The sequence below is a fragment of the Bacteroides sp. CACC 737 genome (assembly GCF_013874375.1).
Lineage (GTDB): Bacteria > Bacteroidota > Bacteroidia > Bacteroidales > Bacteroidaceae > Bacteroides > Bacteroides uniformis.
This window is the reverse complement of the sequence record NZ_CP059408.1, coordinates 606,920-622,316: the sequence shown is the minus strand read 5'-3', so window position 1 is coordinate 622,316 and position 15,397 is coordinate 606,920. Positions and strand designations below refer to the sequence as shown.

Genomic DNA, 15,397 nt, shown 5'->3' with positions numbered 1-15,397 from the left:
ATCCCGCGTTCCTTAAAGGGGAACGGGAATCGTTTGTATGAACGTTATCCATAAGATAGGAGTTATACTCTTCCTTCTCTGCCCGTACATCAGTCTGTACGGGCAAGAAGGAAGAGATACCCTCACGTTTCGGATAGTAAGCTACAATGTAGAAAACCTATTCGACTCCCGACATGACACACTAAAGAATGACTACGAGTTCCTGCCGGATGCCACCCGGCATTGGAATTACTCTAAATACAGAAAGAAACTGGATAATATAGCCCGCGTCATCATCGCCACCGGAGGATGGACGCCGCCCGCCCTTGTTGCCTTGTGTGAGGTGGAGAATGACAGTGTGATGCGCGACCTTACCCGCTACTCTGCCTTGCGCGAAGCAGACTACCGGTATGTGATGACACAATCTCCCGACGAACGCGGCATCGACGTAGCGCTGTTGTATCAACGTAATCTTTTCAAACTGCTTTCCTATCAGAGCCTCCCCGTAGACAAGCCCCGGAAGAATAGCCGTCCCACACGGGACATTCTTCACGTCAGCGGATTGTTGCTGAACCGGGATACGCTTGATGTACTGGTAGCTCACTTCCCATCCCGTTCGGGAGGGGCAAGAGAGTCTGAACCTTACCGGCTACTGGCTGCCCGAAAGGTGAAGCATGCCATAGACAGCCTATACGCGATACGCCGGCATCCGCAAATTGTCCTTTTAGGGGATTTCAACGATTATCCGGAGAATAAATCGGTAAAGGAGGTGTTGGAGGCAGCAGCACCGTCAACATTGCAAGACTCTCTGCGTCCACAAAAACTTTACCATCTACTGGCAGGAAAAGCCAAAACACGCAAGCACTTCGGCAGCTACAAGTATCAAGGAGAATGGGGATTACTAGACCACATCATCGTATCAGGTACGTTGCTGCAAGAACACGCACCGCTATATACAGAGGAAGCGAAGACAGACGTATTCTGCCTGCCCTTCCTACTGACAAGAGACAAGAAATACGGAGGGCAGCAACCCTTCCGCACCTACTACGGGATGAAGTATCAAGGAGGATACAGCGACCACTTGCCTGTATATGCGGAGTTCCGGTTGATATATTAGTCGGAATACTGATACAGTTTCAAGTCAAACTTCTGTACCATCACTAGCAAGTGGTCGAAGATGTCGGACTGAATGCGCTCGTACTCTTTCCATACCTTGTTGCGAGAGAAGAAATATACCTGGATGGGTACCCCATACGTCGTGGGTTCCTTCTGGCTGATAATCAAGTCCATCTCCTGGTTCACCACCGGCAGGCTGCACAAATAGCGTTCGATGTAGATACGATAGAGCTGCGCATTGGTTGGCACCTCTCCTTCTGCTGGCTGATAGTCGGCCATCAAGGGGACTTCCTTGCGGATATTATCCAGCATTTCCGGAGTGCAGAACTTCAGGGTAGTCATATCCAGAAAGATATTCTTGTTTACCCGTCGCCCGCCACTTTCCTGCATGCCGCGCCAGTTCTGGAAGGAGTTGTTCACCAGGGTATACGGCGGTACGGTCGAGATGGTTTCATCCCAGTTGCGTATCTTGACCGTGTTCAGCGTAATCTCCTCTACAACTCCATTGGCAACGCCACCCGGCAGCGCTATCCAGTCCCCTATCCGCAACATGTCGTTGGCAGAGAGCTGCACGCCGGCCACAAACCCCAGAATGCTGTCCTTAAATACCAGCATCAGTACAGCCGCAGATGCGCCCAGACCGGCAAACAAGGTCATAGGAGACTTGCCTATCAGCACTGAAACCACTATGATACCTCCGATAAAAAACAGTAGCACTTGCAATACCTGCACAAAGCCTTTCAGCGGACGGTTCTTCTGCTTGTCCTTCATGTTATAAACATCGAGCATCACCAGCAACAAGCCATTGATAGTAAGCAGCACCGCCACAATGATATAGACAGCACACACCTTTTGTGAGAACTCAAGCATCTCCTTTCCACGCACAAAGGCCATGGGCAGCAGGTAGTAAATGAGGATTCCGGGCAGAATATGTATCAAATGGTGTATCACCCTGCGTTTCATCAGCAACGTATTCCATTGATGGGGAGAGCGCCGGGTATAATGCTTCATACCGCCAACGAAGATTGCCTGGCACAAATAGTCCAGCCCTATCGAAAGCCCCACCATCAGCAGTGCAATAATCGTCTCGTCAAACATATCGGCAAACTTCGGGTCTATCCCCCAACCTATCAGGACTTTATTCATCCATCCTCCTAAACTCATCATAAGCTCTCTTTTTTTTGAAGTGTCTTGTTTGTATAACAATCCAAAGATAAAGATGTTTTCAGAGAACGGCAAGCATATACCCTTTTTTCATCAACGACTCAATCTTCACGCTCGGGTCGTTTTTTAGCGACCGCCGCAGATAGGACATCTGTACATTCAAGGCAAGGGAGTTGGCATACGAGGCAGTGCCCCACACAGCATCCAGCAACGTATCGCGACTGACAGTCTTATTCACATTCAGCGCCAGCAAGCGAAGGATATCGGCTTGACGGGAAGTAATCAGCACCTTACTATTTCCCGTACGAATCTCGTTCGTACTGTAATTGAACACGGAATGGCCGAAAGCATACATCTCATCCTCCGCCACGCCGGACAACTGCGAAGTGAAACGCTCGCGGATACGCGCTGTCAGCTCTTCCGGATAGAAAGGTTTGGCAAGATAATCGTTCGCCTTCAGTTGGAATCCTTGCAGGCGGTCGGCCTTATCGCTACGGTCGGAAAGGAAAAAGATCAGGACGTGTTTATCCGTCTCGCGGATGCGTTCAGCCACTTCAAAGCCATTGTAACCGGGCATATTGATATCGAGCAATACCAAATCAGGCTTTATGAGCGGAAATTGTTCCAGAGCAATTTTCCCGTTTCCGGCATAAGTCACTTCATAGCCTTCCTTCTCAAGAAAGCGCTTCAGCAGCATTGAATATTTCAAATCATCATCGGCAAAAAGTATTTTCAAGGCTTTCATATCATTGGTTATTTTAGAGTAGGGATTATGCGGGTTAGCACGGACTTATTGGGGAATATTAATTTCAATCATTGTTCCCTTGCCTGCCTGACTATTTAAAGAAATGCTTCCATGATGCGCCTCTACCAGCAACTTTACATAGCTCAACCCCAGACCAATGCCGGGCAATGAACGGTCTGGAAGATTACTGCCCCGATAGAACTTATCGAATACACGGTTCTGTTCGGAAACCGGAATGCCGATGCCATCATCAGACACCCGTATCGTCAATTGGTGATCCTGCAAAAGGCAATCTACAACAATATGCACAGACTTGCCCGAATACTTTACGGCGTTCTCTATCAAATTACTGATAATATTAGAAACATGCACCGGGTCTGCCGTTACCAGAGTCTCCGAACTGAAATGGGTTTCAATAGCAACATCCTTACCCTCAGGAACATGGTAAAGCCGGACAAGCTTTTCCAAACTCGTCTTTATATCAAATGTACGGACGGAAAGCTGCGTGTGTTCATCATCGGCACGCGTCATATCACGTAGTTTTGAAAGATAGGCCGACAAGTTATCCAGCTCGGACATGGAATCGTGAATCACTTCATCCATCGCTTTCTCATCTGTTCGCATAGACTTGTCATTGAGAAAGGCTATACACATTTTCAGAGCCTGGACGGGACGTTTCAGTTCATGTATCATAGTGTTTACAAAGCTTTTTCGCAGTTCGTCTATCCGCCGTTGCTTCAAGATGGTTTTTATCTGAAACAGCAGACAAAGCCCCAGCAGAAATATCAGACATGTACTGCCCACTAACTGCCAACCCATACGCACAAGTACCACATGAGGTGAAACCTTCACGGAAACAAGCACAAACTGGCGTTTCAGGGGATTATAAGGATACATTACTTCTATATATGGATTGAACAATGTACCTTGCCGTTTCAGTTCCGCATTCCACTGGTAAATGGAATCTTCGGAAACCACCAGATGCGTAGTAAACGTTTGTTCGTCCAAACGTATGGCAAGCAAGGAATCAAATTGCTGCAACGCAAAAGGCACATCCAACTCCAAACGATAAAGATTAATAATAGAGTTCAAATTAGGAGCATCTTTATCGGACATATTGATTTTGAATGAATCCTTCGCAATGAGCCGCTCTTCCGGCAAAAGGGTGTCTAACGCCAATGCCCATTTCCTACGCTTTGCTTCTCTCTCTTTATCATCTGTACTGGCAGAGTCCTGCTGCTCTATTTTGAGAGTTTCTATATTCTTTTGGCCCAAGCTCTCCAAGTCCCGCCCTTTCAGAACACCCAAAATTAATTCGTCGATAGTGGTCCGCTTTTCCAAATCAATGGATTTGCTCAAGTGATAGAAGAACATATTGGTATTGCTAAGCACCTTTTTGGGTTGGGGAGTACGGATAGAGTCATACTGTTGGGTGGTCTGCAAGATGCAATCATAAATACCATTGATTTGTTCATCATTCATATACTGATACTGATTACGCAACCAGTAGACCTGTCCGCAGGTAATAAGCAGTATCGATGCGATGGAGAATATCCAAACGATCTTAATCCGTTGTTCCATAATTGTTCTTTTTTAGTCTCACTTAGAAAGACTTTCATTTAGTACCGACAAAGGTAGAAGTTAGCTTGCAAATATAGGTACGTGCGAGGCAGATATTATGCATTAAGTAATATTTCAGTAATAACTTTCAGCCTCTTCTGAAGCAAAATCCGCATAGTTTTGCAGTACAATAATCGCTGGAAGCAATATGTAAAACCTCTAAAAATGTAAAAACTATGAGTGCAAGAATTATTTTCCTCAATCTGTGTCTCGCTATATTGTTCGCATCACAAGCGAAGGCACAAATCATCGTTTCTGATGGAACGAAAATACAGAATGATACCATCGGTGAAGCACAAATCCTTGTGCAATATGAAACGCGCTGTATCAGTAATACGGAAAAGCCGGAAAATGTTACGGAAGAAACCATGATGCTGGAAGTCGGTAAAAATCTCTCTAAGTTCTACAGTTACACCAAGTATGTTTGCGACTCTGTACTGGCAGTAGACTTCGCCAATAAAGCCTCGCAGGAAACGATTAATGAACATCTGAAACAATACGGAACAAGCAAACTGAGCGAACGAACCTTCAGAGGTTATCCTGCCGGAAAAGTAACGACTCTCGATGAAGTGGCAGGCATATCCCGCCTGCGTTGCGAAGAAACGGATGAACGTCCGCAGTGGAAGATACTGGCAGAAAACGATAGTGTCCTCTCCTACCTTTGCAGCAAAGCCGAATGTCAATTAAAAGGCCGTACATGGACGGCATGGTTTACTGCAGAAATACCCATAAGCGAAGGTCCATGGAAGCTTTGCGGACTGCCCGGACTGATACTGAAAGCTGAAGACAGTGAAGGGCATTATTCATTCACTGCCACAGGTGTAGAGCAATGCCACACATATCGGCCGATACTTTTCGACGGAAAGAAGCACGAACCGATGAACCGCAAAGCATACAACAAAGTGCACGAACGTTATTATGCCGATCCGGTAGGATTTATCACCGGAAGCATGCCGAACGTCACCGTTAAGGTTAGTGATGAACACGGCAATGCAACCAAGAACCCGAAAAACATTCCTTATAATCCACTGGAACGATAATATTTCTCCACACCCGTAAGCATTCGTGAAATCTATCGCATACTGAATGCATTTCAGTCGTATACTGAACCCTATTCAGTCGTATAGTGAATGCCATTCAGTCGTATACTTAAACATCCTCTTTTTACGCATTGATAATCAATAAATTACGAAATCACCATAATCGTATAAAAATTTCAACAAACTTCAATTGCCAAACAATCAATTATTGCAGTGTATGAATAAAAAAACTATCATTCTATTTTTCCTGTTTCTCTTTAGTTTCTTGTCACCTACCTACGCCCAGACGTTGAGCGGCAAGATAACAGATGCAGAAACCAATCAACCGCTGGAAGCTGTAATGATTAGTGTATTACGCGGACACACAACGATAGACTATGCATTGACCGATGCCAAAGGACAATTTTCTTTGCCGTGGAAGCATAGCGGAATGCTGCAACTCAATATTTCTTTGTTAGGCTATAAGAGAGAAATGCGGAATATCAATGCGGCAGGAATCCTGAATCTCAGCCTACAACCGGAAGCCATCGTATTAAAAGAAGTACAAATACGTCCCGGACGTATCAATACCCGAAAAGATACGGTGAGATATGACTTGGCACAGTTTGCTTCATCTAAAGATGTGCACATAAAGGATGTATTGAAGAAACTTCCGGGCGTGGATGTAGATGAAAACGGACAGGTTAAGTATAAAGGGAAAGCCATCGACCACTACTTTGTGGAAGGAATGGACGTGACAGGCGGACGTTATAACCAAATCAACAACAATCTGAGCGCCAAAGCCGTAAAGAGTGCGGAAATCATGGAGAACTATCAGTCAGTAAAGGCCTTGAAAGGAAAAATCAATTCCGATGAGGTGGCATTGAACCTGAAACTCGACCCGAAAGCACGCGATCAATGGATAGCAAACGGTACTCTGGGAACCGGATGGAGTGAGAACAACAAAATCCTGTGGGAAGGCAGACTGAATGCCCTTCAACTGGGTAAAGGAAAACAGAGTGTCTATAATTACAAGACGAATAACAATGGCAAGGACCTCAGCAACGAGCAAACCAAACTGACCGGAAATGGCCAGCAACAAGTTCCGCTTTCCGGTTTTCTCTCCCAGCCGGGCATCAGCGCACCATTAGACAAGAATCGCTTATTATTCAATGAAACCCACACCCTGAACGGCAACCGTATGTACAAATGGAATGATGACTGCAGCTTACGCCTGCAAGCCGGATATACTCATGAGCTAATCCGACAGCAACGGGGAAATACCCAAATCTATTATCAACCGACAGATACCATACAAATAGACGAAACCTACCATTATCGTCTGAGAAGTGACATCGCTAATCTGGAACTGCGTTATGAAGATAACAGCAGCCGGAATTATATATCCAACCGCTTCACCGTAGACGGAGAAATAAATCGCGGACGTTCGGAGGAACTGGGACAAACTCTGCAAACGTCACAGCTAAGTGCCGGAAACTACTTCAATCTTATCCGAAACCGGGAAAGCGGAACCTGGGAATTTCGTTCGACGACACAGTATGCTTACCAGCCTGCATCCTTACTACTCGAAGAAGGAAAAAGTAAATTCAACCAGCACAACTTCTACACAGATAACAGTGCCGCATATCTACGAAAGTATGATGGATTTACCCAACAATATAAGGCAGGAATACAAGGAGAACGGGCTACCCTGAAATATACTCCGACAAGACAGCCCAATGATTTCAATGCTTCGCATCTGTCATTGTATATTACCCCCTACTTCCAGCTGGAACGTGGAAAATGGCTGGCTACACTTTCGCTTCCTCTGAAAGCAGATCGGTATTTCTCACAACAGCGTTCGTTCCTGTTCTTCAATCCGTCCATGTATTTGCGCTATAAACTGGATTATCATTGGACGTTCTCCCTTTATGGCAGTCTGAAACGCTCGGCAGGAGACTTCTCCGACTTGTATCCGGGACTCTACCAAACTGATTACCGCACCTGGCGAGACGGCAACGGACTTTTCCCTACCAGCCTCACGCAAACCTACAATCTCTACGGAGAGTACAAAAACACTGTACAGGAATTTTTCATCACTGCCGCACTAACCTACAGCCGCAGCAACCGGAATACTCTTTTCGAACAGAGTGTTTCCGAAAATGCCATTGTCTACACTCGTCGTGAACTACCGAACCATAACGATAGCTGGAATCTCAGCAGTACTTTGTCCAAAGGTATATACGACTGGCATTTGAAAACCTCACTCACCCTACTACTCAGTCGCAGCAGTGGCGAACAGCTTACCCGCCTGGCTGACAGCGAGGGTAACCGGCAAAGTCTTCTGCAGACCTATCGTTATGATTATCTGAAAGCAGAGCCTAAAATAATCTGGTCTCCCGCAGATGTTTTTGAAGCGGAATATCATGCCACATTAGGCTATGGCGGCAGTAAGATAGGAAGTGATACCCGTCTCACCCCGTTACTGGACTTCGTACAACGGCTACATCTCACATTCAGTATCGGGCAGGTAGACCTACGGCTATCCGGCGAGCATTACCGGAATGACTTAGGAGGGGACGCACATCTCAACACCGTGTTCGCAGATGCATCCCTTATCTATAAAAGAAAAAAATGGAGATTGGAAGCAAGCCTCAACAACCTGTTCAACAAAAAAGAGTATGCTTACACAACGTATTCCACCACGCAAAGCTACACTTCACGACTAAATATACGTCCGAGGGAAGCAATGGTGACGATAAATCATCAGTTCTGAGCCTGCAATATCATCACCGTGGAATATATCAATATCCCAACTATCGTCAATCCGCCCACCAATATGGGAGCATAAATATGGGGGACTTTCTTCATGGTCTTATACCCGCTGACTTTCAAGAAAAGGCGATATACAATGTATGCGGCAATCAATCCAACCAATGTTCCCGCGATGAGATCGCCCGGATAATGCACTCCCAAGTAGATACGTGAATAGCAGGTCAGCAACGCCCATCCCATCATAAACACAGTGAGCCATCGTTTACGGAAAAGAAACCAGACAAAGAATGCCAGGCCAAAAGTATTGGCAGCATGACAGGAGGGGAATCCATAACGCCCTCCTCGATGTCCGTTTACGATATGCACCATATCGGATATGGGATTTTCCAGATTGGCGGGACGAAGGCGTTCCACATACGGGCGTATCAATGTTGCCCCCGTCTGGTCGGCAATGGTAATTACGAGTGCCAGACCGACCATGCAGAACAAAGTCACTTTCCAATGGAAGTTGCGCAGCATCACATACCAAATGGCAGCATACATCGGCACCCAGACCCACTTACCGCTGTAGGCACTCATAAAGTAATCGAAAAAGGTGTTGTGCATCCCATTGATGAAAAGGAATATGTTTGTGTCTATATCTATCGCCCCTTGCAAGACATCCATAAGTGCTGTCATACTTTATACTCTTATACTTTATACTCTTATACTTTAATTATCTTCCTTTATCTTTTTGCTATATCGTCATACAATTTCTGCAGATAGGCTTTGCCCAACGGCAAGTTCTTTCCCTTTGCCGTGCCCTCATCCACTACCACAGCACCTGCCTGGCAATTGAATATCACCTGGTTGTCTGCTGTCACCATACCGAAAGCATCGGGTACGGTAAAGAACGCGAAATGAGGGGAAGCGGGATTAAGCATATCTTTACTGAAGACAAACTCTTCATGGGGCAGCGCCAATTGGGCCAGCAACGTGGCTGCAATGTCATGTTGCGAGCCATAGACGTCAATGCGCCTCGGCTCTCGGACGGCACCGCCCACCATCAACAGAGGTATCCGGTAGCGTTCTACCGACAAATTGTCGATATGTTCGGGATAAGCTCCCAAATGGTCTGGAACAAACACAATCACCGTATTCTTCCACTGGGGGAGCTCACGGAACTGTCTTACAAAATCGCCTGCACAACTATCCGTATAGGCAAAGGCGTTCAGCCGGTCATTCTCCAGACGACGGAAAGGTACTTCAAAAGGCTCGTGGCTGCTGGAGGTCTGCAAGACACGGAAATGAGGAGTTTTCTCTTCTGCAGTTCCTTCGGCAGCTTCGGTTTTCAAGTCTTCCAGCAGACGGTTGAATACGAGATGGTCGTGCGCCCCCCACTTACTTAAACGTTCCGTTACGGGAAAGTCCTGGTCGGAAACAATATCTTCAAAGCCCGATGACATCAGGTAGGAACGCATATTGGTAAAGTCGGCATCACCGCCATAATAATACTTGGTACCATAACCCGCCTTCCGCAAGCTGCCTGCAATGGCAGGAATGGACTGCGTTTTACGGGGATACTTCATAATACTCGTAGTGGGCTGGGCAGGATAGCCACTCAAGATAGCCACCAGTCCACGGTCCGTACGAAAACTGTTGGCGTAGAAGTTCGTAAAGAGCACCCCTTCCTTACTCAAGCTATCCAGATGAATGGCAATATTCGGCTCACCTCCCAAAGCTGTCATCAACCTAGAGGAAAAACTCTCAAGAATCACAAAGAGTACATCGGGACGCTGAGTATTGAATAAAGTATGCAGCGAATCGGCAGATTGCCGCACAGAATCCGTCTCTTCCGTTTGACCACCGGCAACTGCGGGTTCAAGCATGTCTTTAAAAAGCCGGTCGGCCTCCGCAGCTTCCATAAAACGGTATTGCTTGCTAAAGTCCTTCTGCTTGGCAAGAGATTCCATCAGACTGAATGCAGGGTTGATAGCTGCATGATTCAGACGCTGCTCGGCACTGAAATAGACTTTCCCCACATTCATGGTAGATACTGTAAAGCCTCCACGGATAGGAATAAACAGCAGCCCCGTCATCAGCAACAATATACCTGACACCTTCAGGCGACGATAAGGCAGTTTCATCTGCAGCAACAGTTTCTTCTGCAACAAGATGCTGTAGAAAACAACATACAGCACGACAGCATAAACAGCCATTGCAACAATTCCCCCCAGCACCATCCAGATACTGACGCTGGCCACTGCATCTTTAGGAGAAGAAAAGAAATAGAACAACGGTGTGGCATCCAAACGAAATCCCCAATACTCGTATAATCCTAAATCTACAGTAAAAATAATGGATAGAAGAACAGAAATGAAGAGGAAGTAGCCGCACCAGATGCGATGAAGGGATTTGGAAAGTGTCCATACCGAAGCAATGAAAAGGAAACCGGGAATAGCTGTCAGATAACCAGCCAGAGATAGGTCTAAAGGTAACCCATGCCACATGACACTGAACCAGTCCGCACACGAGGCATCCGGGTACAGCGATTCGTAAAACAGCATAAATAGTGGTTTCTGCAACACAAAAATGCAGACAAACAAGCAGTATGTCTTAATAAATCCTATGAGCCTATCTTTCATCGGTGCCTTATTGTATATCTAAATATAAGGCGCAAAAATAAATCTTTTTATTCGATTTCTCACCAATATTAGTCAATAATTACATTGAAAGATAGGCTTATAGGATATTTTAAGTTTATCCGTTCACGCGTTTGTAATCTTCAAGGAACTTCTTCAGACCGGAATCGGTCAACGGATGATTGAGCAAGCCCTTGATGGCTGAAAGCGGACAAGTAGCCACATCAGCACCCACCTCTATACACTGCATGATATGTGCCGTATGACGGATAGAGGCGGCAAGTACCTGGGTGGTATATCCATAATAACGGTACATCTCTACAATCTTGGCAACCAATGCAATGCCATCCTCACAGATGTCATCGAGACGCCCTACAAACGGGGAAACATACGTTGCACCTGCTTTGGCTGCCAGCAATGCCTGACCTACAGAAAATACCAGAGTACAATTTGTACGGATACCTTTGCCCGAGAAGTATTTAACGGCCTTGATACCTTCTGCAATGCAAGGCACTTTCACTACGATATGCGGATTCAAGGCTGCCAGTTCTTCACCCTCTTTAATCATACCTTCATAGTCGGTGGCTATCACCTCGGCACTCACATCGCCTTGCACAATATTACAGATGTCCACATAGTGCTTACGCTGGTTCTCCACTCCTTTGATACCTTCTTTTGCCATAAGCGAAGGATTAGTGGTAACTCCGTCGAGTACGCCCAAGTCATAGGCCTCCCGAATCTGTTCCAAATTTGCCGTATCAATAAAAAACTTCATGATATAAATGTTTAGATGGTTGATATTACAAATATACGAATTTACACCATAAATGGTTCCCGCCAGTCCTTTATTATCTTTCCCTGACGCAATATTATCCGGTCAGCGGTTTCGCTTCAAGAATAAACGGTTTGTAATTGTTTGCGGCAATTCATTCTCATAGTGGGTTACCATAATCATCGTTTTATCCCGACGATGGCAGAATGCCTCTATAATCTTCTTGACCCGACGGCGGTTGTATGTATCGAGTCCATGAAGCGGTTCATCCAATATCAGCAGTTCCGGGTCCTTGACAAAAGCACGAGCCAATAATGCCAGACGCTGTTCTCCACTGGAGAGTTGCAGAAAAGGCTTGTCTTTCAAGGCTGCAATACCGAAAATATCCATCCACCACTCGCATACCGACATCTGTTCGGTATGAGGACGCTTATACAATCCGATGCTGTCGTGCAGACCGGAAGCGACAATCTCTATAGCAGGCAGATTCTTCAGATAAGCACGATGCATTTCCGGACTGACATAACCGATGTGTTTCTTGATTTCCCAAATACTCTCCCCCGTTCCGCGCTTCCGTCCGAAAAGACTGATATCGCAGGCGTATGACTGCGGATTATCCGCACAAACCAAACTAAGCAAGGTAGACTTGCCGGCACCGTTCTCGCCACTCAGCGCCCACTTCTCACCACGCATCACTGCCCAATCCAGCTCCTTCAGAATTGTACGGTCATCGTAACGGATGCTAACCCCGTTCAATTTCACCACTTCGTCCGAAGTGAAATTCGCATGTTCGTAGGGCAAATCGAGAATACGCCGCTGCAATTCCTCCAACGATCCGGCCTCTTCTTGAATACGCATCTGATTGCCCACACGGAATGCCTGCACATACTCCTCACGTTCCATCTTCTCGCCCACCTTCATGTCCTCTACCGGCACAACGTGTGTAACAAATGAAGGTATGTCATCCAACATAGAAAGCACAAGAACAATTTGCAACTTGCCTAACCGAGTAAGCCGCTCCAGCAAATTAAAAAGCAGTTCACGGGTAGGCGCATCCAGCCCTATGAAAGGATTGTCCATGATAAGAATTCGGGGAGCAGTCAGCAAAGCTTTAGTCAACTGAAACTTGCGCAGCTCCCCACTGCTGAGAAGAATGATTTTCTTGTCAAGCATCGGCTCTATGCTGAAAAGTTCAAATAGCTGCCGTCTCAAGGCATCGTCTTTTACCTCTCCCAGCACTTCGCGTACTAGCGGAGCATCCTCTTGGTCGTGGGCATTCCAACGCTGTTGATAGTAATAATTGGCATCGGCAGAACCGTAAGTATCACGGAAGGCAATGTATTTGATATTGTCATAGGCAGTTTTCGTGAGGGAGGGAGAGAAATCATAGGTAAGCTCACCATCACGCAAAGGATACTTTCCCGTCAGCATATCCACCAGGAGGCTCTTTCCGGCTCCGTTCGGTCCTACAATGGCAATGTGTTCTCCTGCCAGGAAATCAAGAGTGACAGGCTCTGTCAAACGAACAAGCGGGTTGCGTACTACGCCCCCCGCTATGTGTATTGTATGTTGCTGCATCATCCAATCATCATTTATACATAATCAGTGCCGATTGGGCCGGAACAACAACTTCGGGGCCGTACAGTGTGCCCAAACCTTGTTCATTGATAAAGCCATCCTTGCAGACCACTGTATATTTACCTTCAGGTACGGTAAGTTTGGCAGGCTCCTTACGGGCATTCAAGACTACTATAATATCTCCCCATGCATCACCGTTGGCATTTTCTTTCAGACGGTAAACCACCACATTGCTGCCGTTAACCGGTAGAAATTCCAAATGCTTACGCACCAAATCCGCATCACCCATACGGAAAGCCGGATGCTTCTTACGAAGCTGTATCAAACCTTTATAATAAGCAAATACATCTGCATGCTCCGCCTTTCGTCTCCAATCAATCGCATTGATGGAATCGGGACTCTCAAAACTATTGTGTACTCCCTTCTTGTCACGCATCACTTCCTCACCGGCATAAATAAACGGTACACCTTGGGAAGTGAATACGGCTGTTTGCGCCAGTTTGTCAAGCTTTGCCAATTCTACGGGAGTAATACCCGGAATACTTGCTTTCAGCCTATCCACCAAGCACATATCATCATGGCAGGAAACATAGCTGATCATCTGTGTAGGTTGTTCCGCCCACGGAGCCTTACTATAATTCACAGAGTCATTATTTACTTGCGGATGCCTGATGGCTCCTACAATACCAAACTTTATGCTCTCCTCTCCTCCCGGCAATCCGGCAAGGAAAGCACCTTGATGATTGTCATTAAACGGACCGCGCAAAGCATCACGCATTTCGTCAGAGAAAGCAGCAACACCCGGCATCTTATAAGTATTGGCTTTCATTGCCAGAGAATCTTCCGCCATCTGTGGAGCCGATGCCGCCCATCCTTCACCATATATAAATATAGTCGGATCTACAGACGTTGCCGCCTTACGGATTTCGTTCATTGTCTCGATGTCATGGATACCCATCAAGTCAAAACGGAATCCGTCAATGTGATATTCATTAATCCAATGTAATACAGACTCTATCATGTATTTACGCATCATCGGACGGTTGCTGGCTGTTTCATTGCCACAAGCCGAACCGTCTGCATACGTTCCGTCCGGTCGCTGACGGTAAAAGTATCCCGGCACTGTACGTTCAAAATTACTGTCGGATGTATTGAAAGTATGGTTATACACCACATCCAAAACAACACGGATACCTGCTTTGTGCAAAGCCTGCACCATCTGCTTGAATTCCCGGATACGCACATCCGGTTTGTAGGGGTCGGTAGAATAAGAGCCATCAGGCACATTGTAATTCTGCGGATCATATCCCCAATTATACTTGTTCTCGTCCAGCTTTGTCTCATCAACGGAGGCATAGTCATAAGACGGAAGGAGATGTACATGTGTCACTCCCAATTCTTTCAGATGGCCAATGCCGGTTGCCAGCCCATCAGGACTTACCGTTCCCTGTTCTGTCAATGCCAGGAACTTTCCTTTATGCTTAATACCCGACGACGGATCAATGGACATATCACGATGGTGCATTTCATAAAGAATCACATCGGCAGGAGAGGCCAATGCCGGACGTTTATCATCTGCCCATCCTTCGGGGTCCGTGGATTTCATGTCGATGATGGCGGCACGCTTTCCATTCACCCCTACAGCTTTGGCATTGATACCCGGAGTGTCCCCCAACCACTTATCATTGATTTTCACATTGAATGTATAGAATTTACCTATCAAGTCCTTTTCAACTTTAGCTTTCCAAGTCCCTTCTTCAGATGATTCCATTGAAATAGTTTCATAGGCATGCCCTCCGTCTCCTGCTTCGAACAACATCAGGCGAACTTCATCCGCCGTAGGTGCCCACAATGTGAATTGCGTGGCAGCAGGTGTATATTCCATCTCTGTCAGACTACCCGAACGGACAGGATAAAGCTCGTACGAAGCATACTCCGTCTTCGTGGGAGTGCAGCTTACAACCGTTGTTGCAGCTACTCCAATGATAGCAAGTTCATTCAATTTCAT

The 15,397-nt window shown here is 46.3% G+C and carries 11 protein-coding genes; 3 read left to right on the top strand and 8 right to left on the bottom strand.

From position 1 onward, the window contains the following. The first annotated feature begins 37 nt into the window (after positions 1-37). Positions 38-1,096 (top strand): endonuclease/exonuclease/phosphatase family protein, encoded by a 1,059-nt coding sequence (locus tag H1A11_RS02640; RefSeq protein WP_181757675.1) that lies wholly within the window; start codon positions 38-40, stop codon positions 1,094-1,096. On the opposite strand, the gene H1A11_RS02635 is transcribed toward H1A11_RS02640, so the two are convergent. Genes H1A11_RS02635 through H1A11_RS02625 form a run of 3 tightly spaced genes read right to left on the bottom strand, consistent with a single transcriptional unit; the run spans position 1,093 to position 4,585 of the window. Continuing rightward, the gene (locus H1A11_RS02635; protein WP_016273209.1) at positions 1,093-2,262 is read right to left on the bottom strand and encodes a mechanosensitive ion channel family protein; all 1,170 of its coding nucleotides are present in this window, start codon (positions 2,260-2,262) and stop codon (positions 1,093-1,095) included. The two genes, H1A11_RS02640 and H1A11_RS02635, sit on opposite strands and share 4 nt — an antisense overlap. 58 nt (positions 2,263-2,320) lie before the next feature. Beyond that, complete coding sequence (locus H1A11_RS02630) at positions 2,321-3,004, bottom strand: response regulator transcription factor (protein ID WP_181757674.1); 684 nt, start codon at positions 3,002-3,004, stop codon at positions 2,321-2,323. Between the two features lie 45 nt (positions 3,005-3,049). After that, on the bottom strand, positions 3,050-4,585 hold the full coding sequence (locus H1A11_RS02625; protein WP_016273208.1) for a sensor histidine kinase KdpD: 1,536 nt from the start codon (positions 4,583-4,585) through the stop codon (positions 3,050-3,052). 215 nt (positions 4,586-4,800) lie between these two features. Here H1A11_RS02625 and H1A11_RS02620 point away from each other — a divergent pair, with 215 nt between their 5' ends. Both H1A11_RS02620 and H1A11_RS02615 read left to right on the top strand, forming a co-directional pair. Continuing rightward, positions 4,801-5,664 carry a GLPGLI family protein gene (locus H1A11_RS02620; protein WP_181757673.1) on the top strand — a complete coding sequence of 288 codons (864 nt, stop codon included), beginning with the start codon at positions 4,801-4,803 and terminating at the stop codon, positions 5,662-5,664. Between the two features lie 217 nt (positions 5,665-5,881). Beyond that, positions 5,882-8,419, top strand: a complete 2,538-nt coding sequence (locus H1A11_RS02615; RefSeq protein ID WP_181757672.1) for a carboxypeptidase-like regulatory domain-containing protein — start codon at positions 5,882-5,884, stop codon at positions 8,417-8,419. Here the strand turns inward: H1A11_RS02615 and H1A11_RS02610 are convergent. From H1A11_RS02610 to pulA, 5 genes are all read right to left on the bottom strand, one after another. Further along, the gene (locus H1A11_RS02610; protein ID WP_117866962.1) at positions 8,410-9,096 is read right to left on the bottom strand and encodes a phosphatase PAP2 family protein; all 687 of its coding nucleotides are present in this window, start codon (positions 9,094-9,096) and stop codon (positions 8,410-8,412) included. The two genes, H1A11_RS02615 and H1A11_RS02610, sit on opposite strands and share 10 nt — an antisense overlap. A gap of 47 nt (positions 9,097-9,143) precedes the next feature. Then, positions 9,144-11,042 (bottom strand): LTA synthase family protein, encoded by a 1,899-nt coding sequence (locus H1A11_RS02605; protein ID WP_181757671.1) that lies wholly within the window; start codon positions 11,040-11,042, stop codon positions 9,144-9,146. A 115-nt stretch (positions 11,043-11,157) separates the two neighbouring features. After that, positions 11,158-11,814, bottom strand: a complete 657-nt coding sequence (gene fsa / locus H1A11_RS02600; protein WP_005826385.1) for a fructose-6-phosphate aldolase — start codon at positions 11,812-11,814, stop codon at positions 11,158-11,160. A gap of 102 nt (positions 11,815-11,916) precedes the next feature. Continuing rightward, the gene (locus tag H1A11_RS02595) at positions 11,917-13,389 is read right to left on the bottom strand and encodes an ATP-binding cassette domain-containing protein (protein WP_181758069.1); all 1,473 of its coding nucleotides are present in this window, start codon (positions 13,387-13,389) and stop codon (positions 11,917-11,919) included. 10 nt (positions 13,390-13,399) lie between these two features. Then, positions 13,400-15,397 (bottom strand): type I pullulanase, encoded by a 1,998-nt coding sequence (gene pulA, locus H1A11_RS02590; RefSeq protein ID WP_181757670.1) that lies wholly within the window; start codon positions 15,395-15,397, stop codon positions 13,400-13,402.